14 protein-coding genes are annotated in these 18316 nt (G+C 54.3%); 2 read left to right on the top strand and 12 right to left on the bottom strand.

From position 1 onward, the window contains the following. The first annotated feature begins 49 nt into the window (after nucleotides 1-49). Complete coding sequence (locus ACLCGK_RS05915; protein ID WP_410951491.1) at nucleotides 50-1069, top strand: SIR2 family protein; 1020 nt, start codon at nucleotides 50-52, stop codon at nucleotides 1067-1069. On the opposite strand, the gene ACLCGK_RS05910 is transcribed toward ACLCGK_RS05915, so the two are convergent. Genes ACLCGK_RS05910 through ACLCGK_RS05900 form a run of 3 tightly spaced genes read right to left on the bottom strand, consistent with a single transcriptional unit; the run spans nucleotide 1066 to nucleotide 4914 of the window. Next, a complete protein-coding gene (locus tag ACLCGK_RS05910) occupies nucleotides 1066-1986 on the bottom strand; it encodes a hypothetical protein (RefSeq protein WP_410951490.1) in 921 nt (306 codons plus the stop codon). The two genes, ACLCGK_RS05915 and ACLCGK_RS05910, sit on opposite strands and share 4 nt — an antisense overlap. A 7-nt stretch (nucleotides 1987-1993) precedes the next feature. After that, entirely contained in the window at nucleotides 1994-4003 is a 2010-nt protein-coding gene (locus ACLCGK_RS05905) for a hypothetical protein (RefSeq protein ID WP_410951489.1), read from the bottom strand. A 5-nt stretch (nucleotides 4004-4008) separates the two neighbouring features. Beyond that, nucleotides 4009-4914 carry a hypothetical protein gene (locus ACLCGK_RS05900; protein WP_410951488.1) on the bottom strand — a complete coding sequence of 302 codons (906 nt, stop codon included), beginning with the start codon at nucleotides 4912-4914 and terminating at the stop codon, nucleotides 4009-4011. Between the two features lie 407 nt (nucleotides 4915-5321). On the opposite strand from ACLCGK_RS05900, the gene ACLCGK_RS05895 reads away from it, so the two are divergent. Continuing rightward, nucleotides 5322-7070 carry a hypothetical protein gene (locus tag ACLCGK_RS05895; RefSeq protein ID WP_410951487.1) on the top strand — a complete coding sequence of 583 codons (1749 nt, stop codon included), beginning with the start codon at nucleotides 5322-5324 and terminating at the stop codon, nucleotides 7068-7070. Between the two features lie 292 nt (nucleotides 7071-7362). Here ACLCGK_RS05895 and ACLCGK_RS05890 read toward each other — a convergent pair whose 3' ends face one another. The 9 genes from ACLCGK_RS05890 to ACLCGK_RS05850 form a co-directional block, all read right to left on the bottom strand. Continuing rightward, nucleotides 7363-8088: a hypothetical protein gene (locus ACLCGK_RS05890; RefSeq protein WP_410951486.1), complete on the bottom strand. Its 726-nt coding sequence runs from the start codon at nucleotides 8086-8088 to the stop codon at nucleotides 7363-7365. 723 nt (nucleotides 8089-8811) lie between these two features. Further along, on the bottom strand, nucleotides 8812-9942 hold the full coding sequence (locus ACLCGK_RS05885; RefSeq protein ID WP_410951485.1) for a TniQ family protein: 1131 nt from the start codon (nucleotides 9940-9942) through the stop codon (nucleotides 8812-8814). Next, on the bottom strand, nucleotides 9900-10778 hold the full coding sequence (locus tag ACLCGK_RS05880; protein WP_410951484.1) for a TniB family NTP-binding protein: 879 nt from the start codon (nucleotides 10776-10778) through the stop codon (nucleotides 9900-9902). Before ACLCGK_RS05880 ends, ACLCGK_RS05885 begins: the two co-directional genes overlap by 43 nt. Continuing rightward, complete coding sequence (locus tag ACLCGK_RS05875; protein ID WP_410951483.1) at nucleotides 10775-12670, bottom strand: DNA-binding domain-containing protein; 1896 nt, start codon at nucleotides 12668-12670, stop codon at nucleotides 10775-10777. Before ACLCGK_RS05875 ends, ACLCGK_RS05880 begins: the two co-directional genes overlap by 4 nt. Further along, complete coding sequence (locus ACLCGK_RS05870; protein WP_410951482.1) at nucleotides 12657-13277, bottom strand: TnsA endonuclease N-terminal domain-containing protein; 621 nt, start codon at nucleotides 13275-13277, stop codon at nucleotides 12657-12659. The genes ACLCGK_RS05875 and ACLCGK_RS05870 overlap by 14 nt, the downstream gene beginning before the upstream one ends. Before the next feature lie 286 nt (nucleotides 13278-13563). Next, complete coding sequence (locus tag ACLCGK_RS05865; protein ID WP_410951481.1) at nucleotides 13564-13770, bottom strand: hypothetical protein; 207 nt, start codon at nucleotides 13768-13770, stop codon at nucleotides 13564-13566. A 1191-nt stretch (nucleotides 13771-14961) separates the two neighbouring features. After that, a complete protein-coding gene (locus ACLCGK_RS05860; protein ID WP_099430993.1) occupies nucleotides 14962-15867 on the bottom strand; it encodes a ParB/RepB/Spo0J family partition protein in 906 nt (301 codons plus the stop codon). After that, nucleotides 15864-16757 (bottom strand): ParB/RepB/Spo0J family partition protein, encoded by an 894-nt coding sequence (locus ACLCGK_RS05855; RefSeq protein ID WP_410951480.1) that lies wholly within the window; start codon nucleotides 16755-16757, stop codon nucleotides 15864-15866. Before ACLCGK_RS05855 ends, ACLCGK_RS05860 begins: the two co-directional genes overlap by 4 nt. Then, nucleotides 16757-18310, bottom strand: a complete 1554-nt coding sequence (locus ACLCGK_RS05850) for a recombinase family protein (RefSeq protein ID WP_410951479.1) — start codon at nucleotides 18308-18310, stop codon at nucleotides 16757-16759. The genes ACLCGK_RS05855 and ACLCGK_RS05850 overlap by 1 nt, the downstream gene beginning before the upstream one ends. Nucleotides 18311-18316 lie beyond the last annotated feature (6 nt).

Below are 18316 nucleotides of genomic sequence, written 5' to 3'. Positions count from 1 at the left end.
CGCTCACCAGGGCGCTCTATCTGTAAGAATGAACTGGGAGCGAGAGCACATGCATACCCTGTTGCTAGGGAATGGTGTTAACAGGGCCGCCCTTCAGAAGGACTGGACGCAGATCCTGCGCGAGCTCGCCGCACAGTTTAAGGCTGACGAGCTAATCCACCATCTGAACAATAAGCCCCTGTCGATGATCATCGAAGAGCTCTGCGCTCGATCAGAGGGCGTATTTCGGCATAACGAACACGCCGTAAAAGTGGCATTTGCCAAGCTGCTCGAACAGATCACTCCCATCGAAGCTCACCGGAAAATTTGCGAGCCATTCGAGGTGATCCTCACCACGAATTATGATTTCACCATCGAAGAAGCCTTCGTTGGGCCGCTCTATAGTCCGGCATTCATTTTCCCCGAGTCCCGATACAGCCTGTTCCGCCGCTATCAAGCAGGCGCCAAACAGGTGTGGCACATTCACGGTGACTCAGACAGACCCGGTTCTATGGTCTTGGGGTACGACCAGTACGCGGGCAGCCTGCAAAAAATCCGCAACTACGTCACCGAAGGAGTGGATATCAAGAAGCTTGGCTACCGCCTGGCCTCCCCGGTAAAAAACGGCAACCTCGACTTCACCTCTAATCGAGAGATCTACTCCTGGGTCGACCATTTCCTCAGAGATCACCTGCACATCGTAGGGCTGGGAATGGACTTTACCGAAATCGATCTTTGGTGGTTGCTGCTCCATAAACGTCGACGACTTCATCAAACGGGCAAGGTCTTCTACTACCAGGCAGGTATCACACCTAGCGAAGACACGCCCGTCACCTCGCTGATGAAGTCACTCAACGTGGAAGTTGTGCCTATTGTCGAAGACAGTTACGTCAACTGCTATCTGCGCATCGCCGATGAGATCACCCATCGGATCAAGACATACCCCGAGCTGATGCCCATCCCTGCACGCACCATGGATGAATACAGCTACCCAACGACCCGCGCCCCTCGGCAGAGAGAGAAGCAAGGAAACTTTGGGTTCCCAGTAACGCCCGACGATTTGAAGCGCCTCAAGAGCCGTCGCTCCTAGTCCATTTCCACCTCGTACCAGTGCATGCATTGCACACCCTGAGTTCGACCCGGTTTGCGCCTGGGATGGTCAAACAAGACTCTAGCCTTGCGCTGGGCCGCGCAGTACAGAGCAGCCCCGATGGCCATCGGTTTGGTCCCAAAGGGGCAGATCGCCAAGCGATTGCATTCACTTTTCGAGGTCAATGCTGCATTGGCCGTTATGAGCAAATCGTAGGCGGCCTTGGGGTTATTCGCACCACAGTATTTAACGGTCGCGGCAGACGTTTCCAATAGCCGGCTGTTAGCCATGAAGGCCTCAAGATCCCAGGTTGCCTGGAAGGGCGGGATGCCGAAAATGATGGTCACCTTCCGAACGAACTGGCCATCATCATCATTGAGCTTCTGAGTGAGCCTGCCGCCTTCGAACCCCAAAAAAGCTACTAGGTGCACAGCGTCGTTCGCGGTGAGCATACCCATGAATGGCGGAATTGGCTCCCGTGAAAAGCCGGTACTTAGGTCAAACGCTGCACCGTTGACTGCTCCCGCCTCAGGGGACCGGCGCACATACTCCCGCGGCTCGACGTATAAGAAACCAACCCGTGGTCGCTTATTCGTGAACGTGTAGGCATACAGCAGCAGAGCAATCTCCGAGAAGTCCAAAGACGTAGCATCTACAACGACTGATGCAGCCTTGAAGTCTCGGCTGAAATCTTCCAGCCCAGAGTCATTGGCACGGTACTGCTTCTCGCCAGCGTGCAGCACCCGGGACTCAGGATCGTAACGCAATTGAACATTCCGGCGCGCCAAGAGCTTGGAACGCGCCATGGAGTACTCCGTACGATCATCCAATTTCTCGACGCCCGTGAACGCAATGTCCATCTTGGCCAAGCCGTCGAGCCCAGCCTCGTCGATAAGGTCTTGTCTGATAAAGCGCACGTTAACCTCAGAACAGGGAGCCAGTGATTTTGGCGGTGGCCTCGTCGTCCTGTGAATCGACGAGCTGCTTTACCAGAGACTCGAACTGCGAGTCCGATTGAGTGAGCATGATGTCGAGCTGTGCGGCTGTTAGCGTGATTTTACGCCGCTTCCTGTAGCTGATCTTGAAGTGCGGTGCATAGATGGCATTCAGTACCAGCTCAAATTGAGCCGCATCGACCTCGGCTTTGTTCTTGGTATCCTTGGTTTCCCAAAGCACTGACCAGATTTTCGCTTCACGCAGAATCGTCTTGGCCGGCTCAGCGAGTCGCGTTGCATCAGCCTCGTTGATGGAGAAGTGATTGATTTCCGGCTCACTCTGGCTGCGACGCCTGTTGAACGCCTCAAAAAGCCCACCCAGACGTCGGGCAAAATCAAGCAGCCGATAACCATGTGGGCCTAGCTGCATGATGTCTTCGAACATGGCATCCGAGACCTGCTTAGCAGCGATCGCCTGATTATCATGGTCAACGCACAAAGGCTCACCGATATCGTCAGCTGACTTTCGCTGATAGGCCAAAAGTAGCGTGCTGTGACAGAGCTCCTGGAAGAAGCGCAGGTTCGGTGCTGCGATCTTGCAAAAGCGCGAGAAGCCCGAATAGAGGATGTTCGGTCTTCGGGGGAGCCCAGCATAGAGATGGAATAGACAACCATAGAGGTTGTTGTCCACCCAGCCTCCCGGCTTGTAAAACACATCCGTCCTAGACCGACCGCTTTCCAGCAGTTGCTTGAACAGGTTCAACGCATCCTTGCCAGACTGGGTTTTGCGATTGAGGATCGCACCGAGCACGATGCTGGCTTCAGGGACTTTATCATTGATCAGGTCTTCTGCCCGTGTGTTGCCATCTAAACCTTGAAACTCGAGACCCTTCTTGATCATCTCTGCGATGCGCCGGCGAAGAGGTAGGTCCGTCAGCGCCAAGCGCGCGATTTCGGGCGCATTGAGTTCCGGCAGGATCTGCTTCACACAGTTGATCACATCCTGCCGGTAACCCTCCGTCAGCCGGTATGGCAAATGCCTGGGGTCATGAAGCAACTCAGGCTTGAAAGATGGACAAGAGACCACCCCGTTCGCTTGGTAGATTCGGAACAGGAAGAGCTCCGCAGCCAAGACTTCGAAGTCATTGTCTTTGACCAGATTGGACTCAAGATCAATGGTACGGATGTCATGAATCTCGACGATTCGCTCCTCACTACTGGTCTTGAGATCAGTTACTGCATCACGTTTGTGAGCGATATGGACTGCAATCCGTTGGCTAGGATGCTTGATCGCATCACAGACAATTTCTTGTTGCCGAGGCAGCAGGTTCTCGAACTCATCAACGAACACGCGGAACGCTAATGAGCCTAAGCGAGGGGAATGCTTGGCCAAGTCATTTGCAAGCGCCGTGAGAATAGTGGAGAAATGGACGAACCGCGGTACTTCACATTGATCGGGATTACGTACCCAAAGATCGAAATCAGCCATGCGCTGCTCGATCAACAGATGCAATGCCTCAATAGTGGGCTCGGGCAGCTCCAATTGCCGGACAAGCGTCGGCCCCAGGCGGGCTTTCGAAAGGTTCAGCGACCCGCCCGCGAGGTTTTCGGCAGCGTCAATGTTCTTGATCGCCTGGCATATCTCGGCAACAAGACTCAGCGTCAGATAGTGAGAGAAGGCAAAACCATCCTTCGGTTTCTGCAACCACTCTGCGGTCATCAGGGAGCAGAAGCCGGTATCTGGCCGAAAATAGAGGCCGAGGTTCGAGAACTCCTCATCACCGATGTCCTCACGGTGGGCACTGAAGGTTGAACCGTGGCAGAAGAACCTAAGGAACATCGTCTTTCCACAGCCACGACCACCAAGAATCCTTACCGACTTGCTGTCTTTGAAAATGCTGATGTGCTGAAAGAATGGTGGGACTATGAATTCCTGGAAAACGTCGGGCGGCAGATTGTCAGCTCGGTTCTTCAGAAACGCGTCTGCTAGTGCTGGCATAGAGGTCATCTCCTGAAAAGTGGGGTCCAGTTCTCCGATTCCGCCCAGAGAAGGGACAACGAGTTGTTAGGTGTGGAATGCTCAAATCCGAGCACAAGATCCAGGCCATGCCTCGTCGTTCCCGGAATCCCCTTGTCCTTGGCTAGCTGATCGTAAAACTCCCTCGCATCTGCCGCGGTATTGATTCCATCGACCGCCCACAACCCAGGCGTATTTGCCGACTCACTGAAAAACTGATGCCTTGCGTCCAACACCTCAATAGGTAGCACGGTCAGCCAAGGAAACTTCTTCAGTTCTTCGACTCCCTTTTGGAAGGCCACGAAGGGGCAGTACACCATGTGTATGCCCTCCATCTCCGCCAATTTGTTGTCACGCACAAAGTCCTTGAATTGTTTGCCGGTACCCAACATGTCGTCGACAAACACCAGGCAGCGAACGTCTTCAGGCAACGTATTCAGCCTGTCTGGTCGGCAGGTGATGGATTTGTTGATACGGGCATGCCGCTTGTAGTGGCGGATGATGACCACACCACTCTTCCCCGTGTCGGAGGCCTTGTTCCCATCCACACCGACAAACCGCAAAGGATAAGACGCGTTCGACTCTCCCAATGCCTCAAGGAAAACCTCAATGCTTGGATGAGGATAGAGCTGCCATTGGCGGAGATAAGCCGGTAACACGCAGTGCAGCAACTGATCGATGGAGCTTTCAATCATTCCCTGGGAGCGGAAGATCAATCGCTCCAGGATGCGCGCTGCGAAATACAGCTCTTCGTCGGACTGGAAGTTATCCAGCCAGCGATCGAGAGTGCTTTCCTCGGTGCCGGTGATCACTCCTCGTTGAAGCATGCTGCGAAAACGACGCGCAACATCGCTGTAGAGTGAATAGTGCCTATCGGGAACATGGAAGGGCATGAAGCATCCTTTGCTGATGTGACTCCGGGCTCATGAAAAGAACCGATATCCAGAGTGACCTTGGCAGCATCAGTGCTGGCCACTCGCCAAGAATGCTCAGTCTGCAAGCTCGACGCAAGCTTCATTCGTCATTGAAGGGATAACACCGTAAGCGTCCGGCGAACTCACCCACTTCAATCCAACCATAAGGGCTATGGTGCCCATCTAAAACACCATTCAAAGCCCGAATCATCCAAGAGCGCATTGGATACATCTCCCTTCTCGGCGAGTCTGAAGCTTCCTTTTAGCCACTGCTCGCTCGTATGATCGAACCGCCAGGTTACCGTCTGATCGCTCAAGTACGAGGGTTTTCACTGTTGCAAAGGATTACGCGCACAAGGATCAATCCACCCAGCACACGAAGAAACGTGTGGGAGAATGAAAACGCCTTACCCTTGGGCACCTGGGTTGTTTGGTGGTATGGCCGGCTAGTCAAAAATGCTGCCGCCGAGACGGTTCCCTTGGTGGAGGTTACCCTGCAAAAGCTTGACGGCGACCTGCTGACAGGCGAATTCGAGACCATCAGGATTGCTGTTAGCCGCTTACTATTTTACCCACGTGGTCTCATTCTCGAGGACAGACGTCCTGTCGAACGCATTGCCTTTGAAAGGCACTGGTTCGACGTCGAGTTCGGCTATAACGGATGGAGTTTTTTCAGAGCGTCTGAACTCGGATTTTGCTCCCCCGATAGCGAATTTCGACTACCTGAAAGCTGCAACGGTGATTGGTCGCTCGCTTTCAAGCAGACCAAGGGAACTGTCATCCTCAACTGCATGGACTATCTGGTCCGCGGGTATGCTCATCGAGCAGAAATACCTCGAATTCTTACCACCTATCGTTGGGAGCCTGCGAAAAACCGGCTTTTAGCAAAGTCTACACCTGCAGACGAAAAGGGCTTTAGCGACAGGCTAGTCGTCTACCCCCACCCGGATATGGTAAAGGCAGATGAGACCTTCCTTGCTTATCTCGCAAACGATAGTCACACCATCAAAGCTGCTCAAAACATTTTTGCGGATGCCGACACCCCTGCCTACAAAAATGGTCAACCCCACACCTTGCAGGTTATGCCATGGTTCAAAGGCAAAACACGCCTGCAGTGCCGCGGCACCTGGATCAACGAGGGTAATGACTTCTTGTGCCTCGAGTTGCTTGCGTTCGATGCTCCTCAAGGTAAATGGATCGACTGTCGTCTTTCTCGACCGACCCAAACGGAAGGTGCACCAGATGACCGACTACGCTCGACCACGACCCAACGCAAACTGACAGAGGACGAGATGGATTTCTGCATGACAGATCTCCATCAACCACGTAGTCCCTACCCGCGGTATGACATCACTGCCGGAGAGCTCAGCGCCGGCCTCGACGCTAAAAAGATTAGAACTTACATAGATGCCCCTTACGACCGCACCATCATGGTACCAAGTGACCAGTCACCGCCTGACAAACTCTCCACAGGTGACACAATGGGCCACGGCGATAGCGGTACTGCAAAGGCCACGGTGACGGCCAGTGCGGTAGAAGCAGAGTTCAGCGGTGCTCTTCAAGAAATGTGGAAGTCTTTTCTTCGACTCCGCGCTGCGGGGCTGCTCAAACATGTGCGTTGGTACGCACCTCATCAGGCCATTGGCTCGCGCCCCCCAGAACTCATCCCATTTTCAGAACGAAGCTACGACGAACAGGAAGACCCCAAAGGGAAGTTGAAAAAGTGGCTGTACCTTCATGACAGCCAATGCCGCGGCATGATGATCTTTGTGCTGTGGACTTCCGAACAGATGTACCTGGTCATAGAGACCGAGCGCCGTCGCTGGACAAGCAAAGATGGTGATCTAAAGGAAGAAAGCTGCAGTGGCTTGATCTGTCAGATCGAGAACACTGAGGATATCCGAAAGGTGCACCGATTCCTTGATAACGGGCTGCCAAGCCACAAGGGCGTCTTCGCAAATCTGGTCAAGAAATCTATATGGCCCTTGGATGGACCTTACGCCATCTACCCCCATCGAGCTCAGAAAGACAGCAACGCTTGGCTGGATGCAGCTGCAGTAAATGCCCTTAGGCGAATGGGTATCGTCACTACACCCACACCTAGAAAAGACCTTATTGAGCACTCACTGAAGTGATGACCGCCAGGAGTGGGAGAGCCTAAGCTGGGGCACTTCATTGACGATCAAGCATTACCTCTTGCGCAAGAGCGCCCATCAGGCTGATCGTCCTTGTAACCCTATTTTTTTCACTGTAACCCACCATGGTTTACAGTGAAAAAAATAGGGTTACAGGGGGCGCTATTGGTACGTTTCCTTGCTAATTCGACCCGGTCGTATTTGATCTCGGCTACTTTTCGTATTGGCAGTTTGCGCTGGCCTGAGCCGATCATTGAGCGTATCACTGCTAGCGGGGATTATGAGTAGGCTTTCAGCATGAAGGGCGAGCATCGGGCACCCAAAAATCAACACCTCGGTAAGTCACGATGAAGCCAGGTTGTTCACGTTCCGCCTGCTCTCTGTAGACAAGCATCCTGGGTAGGCGTTTGGCACCATGAAGGTACTCCATCGCGGCCCTGATCCATTGCTGTTCGTTGGCATCCCCATTAAGCAGAGCTGCATACACGCGTCTGAAACGGCGCTCCCGTGCAAGGTGCGTAGCATTAGCGAACCATTCGGGGTCAATACGAGCTTCGAGGGAGAGAGCGTACTGCCGGTTGAGAAAAATGACGAAACCATATAGCGAGCAGTACAGCCCTGGACGCTTTGAAAGCAGCTGTTTTAAGTCAGTCTGGGTGGGAAGCTGCTGCCCTGACCGGTCGCATTGATAGAGCAGCCTCAAGGCACTTCCCAAGGACAATCTAACAGTTCGCAATGTCACGGTTCTCGAACTCATCTCATCGTAAAACCGCAATAACACTGCTTTGGCTATACCATCATCAAAGAACCGCAGCGACTGCTGGATACGCCGTTGCTCACTAGACTGCGCACGCAAATCAGCGTCAACCACCAGCATCGACTCATCTTCCATCCACCGCACAATCGACAAAGATCGCCTTAAGGTCTGTGCACCAAAATGGCTGACCAACTCAGCGTACGCCGGCGCGGCGTTCCATTGCCGATAGATGGCCTCCAGAAAAGGCTGATAGCGATGCATGTTGAGAGCGGCGAAATGAGCCCCCCGACGATCACACAGCCAACGTGTGAATCGCCCCATAGCCCTCTTCGCATCCGCATTGCCCATAGTGTCGAGCAACCCGGCCCGGCGCGCTTCGAATGACGCAAGCCAGAAGCAAGAGGGGCACCTTTTCCCGTTTCCTGCTGCCATGGTTTTCCCACAGCCCTGACAAGGCACCTCTCCATATTCGAAGCATTTCTTGCAAAGCGCTGGCCCTACCTTTGAGACAATAACCCGAGGGCGACGGCAGGCAGAGCAGCAACTGGTTGTCAGTTGTGACACACAGGCCGGACAGCATCTGAGCTTTTGATTACCGGCTTTAGTTAGGACCAGCCTGGTTGAGGGAGCAGTGCAACGCTCACACGGTACAGGCTGTCGGAAGTAATGCGCACAGGAAACACAGGCAGGTCCGTCTGCAGTTAATTTCCCAACCTTGCGTCCAGAACGATGGCAGCGCACACACGGTTTCCTGACCTCGCAGGAACTGCATTCTGCAGCAGCATCAAACAATGGCAGTCGGGCGAAATTGCCGCAGCCGGAACACATTTTCCGCTTGAAGACACGTGCGTAGCAGGTTTCGCAGAATCGCTTACCGCGGTGCACCTTCTTCGCCTTTTGCATTGAGCGCTGGCATTCATGACAGGTGCTCCCTGGGGATACTTCACTGGTCAAAACGACTCGACTCCATGAAATTGCAACGGCTCATGTGAGAACTCCGGCTCGATGAGCTCTTCTCTTGAAGCGCAACCAGGCTTTGAGTACTGACCGAGGGCTATGGGGTTTCGATCGCCGGCTTCGTGGGGCTCGGATTTCGGTTTGGGGTTTGACTGAGCTGACCGGTATCAAATGGCGCAGATAGGACTGCTCAGACTTCGAAACGGCCTCTCGTAGCCACGGACAAAGTCGGGCGAGCTCTATAGTTGCCATGAACCGCTGCCGGCCTGCTGTCACAATCTTTCCCACCGCCGCCAAGTAGGCCGCTCTTATTTCTGTGGGCAGGCACTCCAACGTCAAACCGGCATCTGATCGCGACACCATACCTACATCTACACCGTACTCTGCAAGAAACCTTTCGGCATTCGCATGCGGGTGGCTGACTAAGACCCGCAGGAGCCGAAGAATCTCCCGAAGAAATACAAAACCTTCTGGCACGCTCATCAGCGGCCATCCCCACTGCATCGGTCGCCCATGGAAAAAAGCGTCAGCGCAGCGCTCCCATGTCAAAACGTCAATGCCAGCAGCTTGAGTATCAGTCTCAGTTAAGTTCTGCCCGCACTGATGGCATTGCCCTAGATTACGCATTCGATAAGTCAGGCGATGGGGAGCCAACACGGCCAGGCAGTGTGGACAGTGATCGCACAGCATTACCCCATGATCAGGACAGCAGGTGCACCAAGCCATACGCCATTGTTGCCGATAAAACGGTACGCCTTCGGCGAAACAGAGGGGACAGTACTGCAGACCACCTGCACGCCTAAGGTATCTGCCGCCTAAAGATAGTACCCAAGGCATGATGCCTTTGGCTGGGCACGTCAGCCCTAGGTGCCTGCACAACGGTACCAATGACGACGCCATCAGCGAGCCAGTTGAAATGCCGCTTTTCATGTGCAAGGCGTCCAGCTGGAGCGAACAGATGTTCTGATCGATATCGCTGGTCCAGGCTCGTCTTTTTGGCCAAAGCCAATGGGCAAATTCCACAGCATCACACGCATGATGAAGCGAGCAGCGGATGAGCCAAGAGGAAAACAGTTCATCACGCTGCAGAGCAGGCACGCATGGCCACAACGGCTCTACGGGGCATACTTTCTCATGCCAAAAGCATCGGGAGCCCATTTGTATTTCTCCAGAAGCTCGAGGTCGATCTTCTCCTTGCCGGTTTCGATTGCCTTCCGGGCACTGTGAAACAGAATTTCTTCGACGTAGCCAGTGATTCCTTGGCTGCGCTTGAGGATCAAGGCGGCAATCTCCTTGTTCGTCAGGCTCGATGGCTGCTTGAGGGGGAGCCAGGACTCAAAGCCTTTCAGCAGTTGGCGAAACGCCAGGCTTGGCCCCCATACCGGTAATTCGTAGGTGACGAATCGAGCGGCGTATTGCCGCTCAAGCGTCAACAATCTGTGAGCACTCGGCATACCCACTCCCACGATTGCAAGCTTCAACGTATTGGTCAGGCGTTTGATCTCATTCATGAAATCGGCCACCTGGCGGGAGGTACCGTTTGCAATGGTCTGGATCTCATCGATGATCAACATCTTGGTGTGACAGGAAGTGAGCAACTCTTCCACCTGGAAGCGCAGCTTGGTCTCGGTCGCATCTGGATTGAAAGGCGAGCTAGAGCATCTGAGAATCTCGCAATAGAACATCCGCAGACTCGGCTTGCTGACCTCAATGGAGACGATGGGCCGTACCCTGCAACCATCCTCGTTGACATACGAAGTCCCATGAAGGGACTCAAAACGGTTAATCAACGATGACTTACCCATCCGGGATTCCCCCAGGATGAGGAAGTCCGGAATATCTCGATGACCACATAGCTTGGCGTACAGTCGATCGAACAGATCCTGCGAGAGTTCGTAATCGATCCAGCGCGACTTGATTGAAGCCAGGCGCTCAGCGTCTGACAACTCAAGTGCAGAGCGGAACTGTGGGAGGAGATGGGAACAATTGCTCATGCCACGCCTCCGTATAGGGCCACATCGTCGTCACCCCAGGCATCGTCCACCGCCGGAGTAGATTTTGGTGCAGAGGGTTGCCCCATGAGCACCGTTGCTGGAGTCTTACCACTCGATTTGTTCTTCTTCCTTTGTGCTTGCCGCCGCGCGTCCTTGGTTCGCACAGCCTCTGCTTGCTCGATCTGCCGCTGAGCTTCAATGCTGCGTGCGATGGCCTCATCATCCACCGAGCCTAAATTGTTCTTCTTCCTCTCCCGCTTGGTCGCGACGTACTCCGCGACGGATACGCCCTCGAAGCGATGATTGGCCAGCGGAATTTTGAAGTAGCGCTCCAAGCCCGGATCGAAGAACCAGATGAAGTTGATGTCGCGCGTATCGCGCCGGAAGAGGAATTTAGACTTTTTACCGGTGGCCGGATCTACATGGCTGATCCAAGGGCGCAAGGCCTCGGCATAGTAGATCGCGCTCCATTCAACGCCGTAGGGATGAATCGTTCGGTAATCCGCCGGCAGAAAGTCGATCTGCAAGGTCAGCGGGTCTTCAGGCATGGGCGGCATCCCACAGATCGCTTTCGGCCCCCAGAAGGCCTCGTTCCACATTTTGATCGGCGGTTTGAATTCAAGACCGCTGTGCGGTTTGTTGTTGTAGATCAGAATCGTGTGAATTAACCAGGCTTCCAGCGCGTCGAAGCTCATGGTCGCCTCTTTGTCGGAGTTAACATCGCCTCGATCCTCCGGATTGCGCTGAGTAGCCCCTGCAAGCTTGCTGAACACCTTGGCGTTACCTTCCATGAGCGATTCGATATGCCCGCCCCAATGCGGTTTCTTACGAGGCCGGAACTGTCGATCAATGCCGTGCGCAGTGCAGGACTGAATCAATGCCTTCGCTTTAAAATCTGGACCGTTATCGCTGTGAATTTCGTGGGGTTTCCCCCATACGGGCCACTCACCCACGACCGAGTGGTGGTTCAGCCACTCGTGTTTTGGCAGCATGGCCTGAATCAGACACATGGCGACCGAAACTGCCGATGGCGCCTCAAGCGAGATGTAGTAACCGACGACCATGCGCGAGTACATATCGATGGCCATCGTCACCCACGGCCGGCCAATGGAATTTCGATGGATGTCATCGACAATGATGACGTCAGCTGGACTGTGATCAATCTGGATGCGATGCAGGGGGTAATCCGCAGAATACTTCCCAGGCCGCGCGTCGTAGGTATTGGAGGCGAGCTCCGAGTAGCCTCTGGCTCTGAGAATTTTCTTCCGCGGTATTTTGCGAATCCGCCGTGTGATAGTAGGAATGGACGGGGTCCTGAAGCCCTTCTCCTTACATCGTTTTTCCACCTCCTCAGAAACATCTTTGATAGTGGCCCTGCGCGTGGAGAGGTAAAGGGTCTGAATCACTTCACCTATGATGTCTTCGACAGCTTCAGCTACCCGGCTATTTCCTTTCTTCCACCCTGGTGTATGGGGCAACAAGCTCAAGAACTGACTGCCTTCACTGTAGGCGTACAGCCACCGATAGATCGTTGCCCTACTAACGCCGCATTCTTCGGCACGCTTGAGCACTGCGCTCTGCACGTGCATGTCTTTGGCCAGCAATGGAGCGATAACTGCGTATCGCCGCTCTGCGACTGCCCAGTCCTTATCAGCGATCCGCTGAAGGTCGATGCCACACGAACGCAGTCGTCCACCATCAGGCTCCGGCTTCTGCAGGCCAGCAATGGGGAGCATTTTGGACAAACCCGACTCGACGTCCTGTCCAAGGACATGGTGAAAGTCGACCAGGACCAAGATTCTGTAAACACATTTCAGATGCTTAACGAACTCGCCCACCTGAATGCTCAATGTCCCTCGATTGAGCACCAACCCCTCGTCAGTAACGCTCATCGTGGCACCTCAGGATCGAAAACTGATCGATCTCTTCATCAAGGTCCGTCCAGACCTTTCCAACCGCGAGGAGGTGCAGCAGGTAAGATCGGCCCACCGCCTCATGACCGTGAAAATGCAATGCCAGCAAGATGTGGAAGGGCGCATGTCGCATCCGGTCCAAACTATTGAGGACTGCAGTAATTCGTGTCGGGTCCAGGTCCATGTTGCGGTAGCGCTGAAGGAACTCGACATTCTTCAGCCTCACTCCGCGAATTCGCGACTCGTCGAAGATGTGAAAGGTCCACCCTTGAGATTGGGCGTACCGCCATGCAGCTTTCCATTTGGGCAGCCACTCACGCCAGTTTTCTGTCCAGGCTTCACGCGGCTTCACTTCCACCAGGAGGGGTTTCAGCTCGAGCAAGTCGTCAAACTGGACGAAGAAATCAGGCGTATGGATGTATCGATTTCCGTTGTGGCCAACGAAAGGAATCTGGACAGGCTGCGCAATGATCGCCACGACTTCTGGGGCTAGCGACCAGATCCTGATGAAGTCGCGCTCAAGGCCGGACTCGTACGAAACACCTTGGCCTCGAAAAGGAAACACACCCGAGAGGCTACGATTCATAGATCGGCTTTTGCGGGCTTGGGAGATGATCTGACCCTTGTAAACGGTAGAAGACATAGGGGCACCTTTTGGCTTAGATGCCAACGATGCTACTCAGCCTTCACATCAACAGAATCGGCTATCTGACCCTTTAGGAGGGACACAGGATCGCTGTGAGCTTCATGCCCTTGTGCACCGCGCTGTGGCTAAGTCGCATGGGCTCGATATGAGGTTACGGAGAGGGGGGGATTAAAGAGTAGACCGATCTGCAAACCCTGCACCTACCGTTGGTCCAAACACGTAGCTATCAGTGGGATCTTCGAGAATGGCAGCCCAGGGCCCTCAGCTGGTACTCGTTCACAGCCCGGAACTGTGACTCTGCAATTTGACGCAGTCGTTCGATTTCTTCAAAGGGACAGCCACGAGCCTGCGCCTCATGGTACTGCTTCATCGCTTCCACAGCGTCGTGATACATGGGGTGATCGGGGTAAAGAACAGATTCTTTTTTTTTCATCTCGTGACTGTGCCTCAGTGAATAGTCGACAGTGGCTCACTGGTTTTAACAAGCTGAATCGCCCCCTAGTTTTGTAGACGCCTCCACACTCCAGGAAGACCTGCTAAGCCCCGTACCCACCTTTTTGGGGTCGATAGCAGATGATGCCCAGGCCAGTCCATGCCTTAGCCCAAGCGTCTTACTCCGCTTCAGCAGGGGGCGTTGCACTTAGATTTAGCGCCCCCCCTATCGCTTTGGGCCTTTAGCGACACGTAGGGTCGCTTAATGGATTTGTAACCCTATTTTTTTAGTTGTAACCCTCAGTAGGTTACAGCTAAAAAATTAGGGTTACAGGGTAGTACCCCATCGGTCCTGACGCTATGCCATACCAACATTACTGTCGATGCTAATCATTTCTGATTCGCTTTGTAGACACCTTCTAGTCGAAGCAATCAGGCCGAATACAGCGTATCGAACCTTAGCTGAGGGTCGTTAGCGGCCAGTCAGAGATGGCTGCTATCGACGCAAAGCGGCTCTTCGCAAAGGGCCGCAATCGGTAAGCTGCGAGTCACGAACGCTGCCTTCGACCCAACGCAATCCTTCATCACATTTGAATACAGCTGACGCTGATCAGTGAATTCCTTACCGGCTGTGTCAGCGCACCGTTGCACCGTTGCACCGTTGCACCGTTGCACCGAGGCCGGCTGGATACCGCAAGAACCTGTACGCTGCTAACGGAACTCGAGGGCGGTTTACGGCCAACCGTTAAAAGCGAAGAGCCAGAAGTACCAAACCTATCAGCGCTTGATATAGACCATATTTTGCCGCGCAGTTGGAACGTCCCACTGGCCACTGAAAGATGGCAGCGTGGCAGCCGACAGCCATGAGTCGGATATTGAAGTGATAGTGCGCCCTTGCGACACATTGACGCTCTGGCAGTTCCTGATTCGTGAGCACATGAGAGCATCCCAATGTTAGCCAAATTGATGCTGCTGAACCTCAGCGTCAATAGGACGGCGCAACACTGCGATTTTGCGGCGAAACGCGACAAGCTAATGCCAATGCCAGCCTCGGTCTCAATGTCCCACTGATTGCTACCTCTGCGTGGGACGAAACCGCGATTTCAGCCAGAGCCCATGCCCTCACCAAAGTAGCACTGACGATCTGTCCCAAAAACGAATGATGACCTCCCACTCAACACAGCAGATAGGTCTATTCACGCTCCAGACTACGTGCATCTGCGGTGACCGCCTCCACAACCCCCGCCAGCTCCCGCACCAGGTCAGGCTCGAAGCGCTCTAGGTAAGCTGCGATAGTCTGATTGCGCAGCATGCGAGATACATAGCCCTTGGCTACCACGAGTACTAGCATTGTTTCGCCGAGGGTGTCCTCGACCAACCGGTAATCATGGTAGAGCTTTTCCATCTCCCGCTCCATGCGTGCAATGTCTTCAGCAGTCACACCCTCACTGACTTTCTTTGCCTCGACCAGCTGTTCAGGACGCGTCGCGGCCAAGACCATTTCGGCGTAGCGGCCAGTGAAACAGTTGGCCGAAATCATCATCTCGACTAATTCTATCTGGCGCATTGGCTTCATCTTGCGCAGCACGCGAAAGACTGCCTGACTGACCATTCGCGTTTTCAGCATCTCAGCGACTTCCGGCGCAATCCCCCGCAGCAAATGCTGGCGCTCACGGATGCGTCCAACGTTGACGCTCAAGACTTCGGCAATCCGCTCGGCGGTCGTTCCTTTGCGAATGGCCTCCAGAATCATCTTGTGCTCTTGAATTGGGGTAAGTCGGTTGATCTGCCGGTTGTAGGTAAAGCCTTCGTCATCTGTCGCCAACAGGCACAACGCGTCTTTTGCTCCCAGCTGTACGAGCGCAGCCAGTCGCAAATGACCATCCAGCAACAGATAATGGGGCTCCTCTCCCACACCGTGAACCGGCTCGGGATGCACCGCGAGCGGTTCGACCACCCCCAGCTCGCGGATGGAAGCTAAAATCGCCGCATACTTGACGGAGGTCAGCATATCGTGGGTGACTTGGCGAGAGGGCAGGATCAGCGGTAGGCGGACGATAATCAAATCAGGCTCAAAGGCACGCTTGACGATAGTCATGCGTCCCCCTGAATACGCTCGGCCAATACCTGCGGCATATCATCAATGCCTTCGCTGTGTAACATTGACCGAAAAAATTCATCGGCTAGTAACCGACGTAATGCAGTCACGACGAATAGCAATCGCTGCTCGCTGATGTCTGCCTTCTTCACCATTAGGCGCTGACGGCGAACCTCAGTCTGATAGGCGGTCAGCAACTGGCGAGGAGTGGTCATGCGCTCGCCTCCCTGATGCTTACCGTAATCTTTCCCAAGAACTCGTCGACGGTCGATCAGACGGCGCACCTTGATGAGTTCATCTCCTTTCAGCAGCCCACTTTCATAGGCCTCGACCATGGCGGCCTGGACCTGGGCATCGTCAGACCGTGCCACATGGATCGCGACTTTAATCGGTAGCCAGCCCTTTTCGACGGCAGCGATCAAGCGCTCCTCTCCCTGCCTCAACAAGATCAGAATGCCGCCGACATAGGCACGGTCCAAGCAGGTTTTCTGTGCAATCTGCCTAATGGAGTAGCCACGCTCGTGCAGTACGTTTATCGCCATCAGCAAGTCGCGGTTCGAGTGCTTGCGTCGCGCCAGATTCTCTACCAAGCTGATGAGATAGCGGTCCGCCTCAGCCGCCGTCACCACGACCGCCGGAATGGCCGACTCCCCCAGGACCTTGAAGGCCTCGAAGCGTCCCTGCCCACAGATCAGGTCGAAACTCGAACCGTTGCGGGTAACCGTGATCGGTCGTTTCAACCCCAGACTCGCAATGTTTTCTACTAGGCGTGCAAACACTTGTTGATTGCGACTACGCGGGTTGAGCACGCGAATATCCGCGAGTGGGATATGCGCAATAGGCGCCGCCTGAGCCACATGAAGTGCAAGATGATCTCCCGATGCAGCCATTACGCTGCGCTCCACAAGGGTAAACGTCGACTCAGGGCCGCCAGGATGTCCAAACTGTCGAACCGATAGAGTTCCAATTCACGCGGATTAGTATCTCCCAGACGCAGGTGAGGGGCCGCCAAATCGATCATGGGAAAGAGGTAGTAATCAAGCACCTCCTGCTCACCAGGGAGCATGCGAACAGCGACCGTCAGGTCAGGTAACAAACCGAAGTCGAAGCGTAGCTGCCAACGTCTGCGCGGCGACTCTGAGCATTGACAGCGGCAAAGCACCACCGAGATCGAGAACTCATCATTAACCCAAACCAGTTGGGTCTGGGGATCGACCGAGATGTGTCCACCGACAAGACGAATGCGCTCCTGCGTGTCGACCAAGATGTGCGGATACAGCTCTCGCAGGCGACGATTGGCCTCCAGAAAGCTGTAGTCCCGTGCGGGTGAATAGCCAATCAGACTGTAGCTGCGTAGCAGACTACCAAAGCGCTGGCGATAACAACTGCTGGAGGGGCAATCCTCTTGCTCATCAATGATCAACCCAGACAGACAACCTCGCTCCGCAAATAGTTGCTTCAGCGTCGCCAGCATTTGCTCGTCAGTCCAGTGCCGTGACCGCGCTCGGATAATGGCCTGCGCCGCAAGAAACAAAGCGTGGTCGACCACAGAGGAGAAGGCTCCGTCGGCCCGCACCAACTGATCAACCGGATTGGATGTTCGTGGCTGTTTCAGCTTGCCAGACGTGCGATTCCAGACGTTATTACCGATGTACTTTTCGTTGATCAGGACCTGATGCACTACCCCCCGTGACCACGGTCGCTGGAAGTCTGTAAGCAGTCCACGCCGATTCAGTTGAGTTGCAATTTCAGCTTCGGTTCGACCTTCCCTGACAAAGGCCTGGTAAATGTCTTGAACGACCTGTTGTTCGGACTCCGGACCAGGCGTGAGAATCACCCGATCCGTCTGAAGGCTTTTGTACTCTCCCCGATCCAAGATTGCTTTAGGCTGCCCTGCCTGATCGATAAGTTGACGACGCAATCCATATCCAGCCGGGCCACCTTGTCGGTATCCCAGCTGGATCAAGCGCGACTGCCCCGCAAATACCTTGACGGACAGCTCACGGCTGTACTCACCAGCCATCATGCGTTTAACACTCTTGATGATGCTGGATACCGGTGAGCCATCGTTAACGAACTGTTCGGCGCAATATTCGACTCTGACACCCGCCTGCCGACATCGAACTTCGTAGCTGGCGCTCACATCAGGGTCCTGAAAGCGCCCCCAGCGACTTACGTCATAGACCAGAATTACAGAGAACTCGGACTGACCCGCGTCGACATCTCGAAGTAGCTGCTGGAGAGCTTCCCGACCATCCAGGCTCAAGCCACTTTTACCCGCATCGGTGTACACCCGGACGATCTCCAGCTCATGTGCTGCCGCATAAACGCGAATGGCATCCAGCTGATTTTCAGTGGAGTACTGCTGGTGCTCCGTCGACATGCGGACATAGGCAGCAGCTCTATTGCCGCCCTCGGTCGTGGATAGAGGTGATTGTCTCATTTCTTG

The sequence above is a fragment of the Pseudomonas sp. S1(2024) genome (assembly GCF_046557535.1).
The sequence above is the reverse complement of the archived record's forward strand: the minus strand, read 5'-3'. Positions and strand labels throughout refer to the sequence as shown.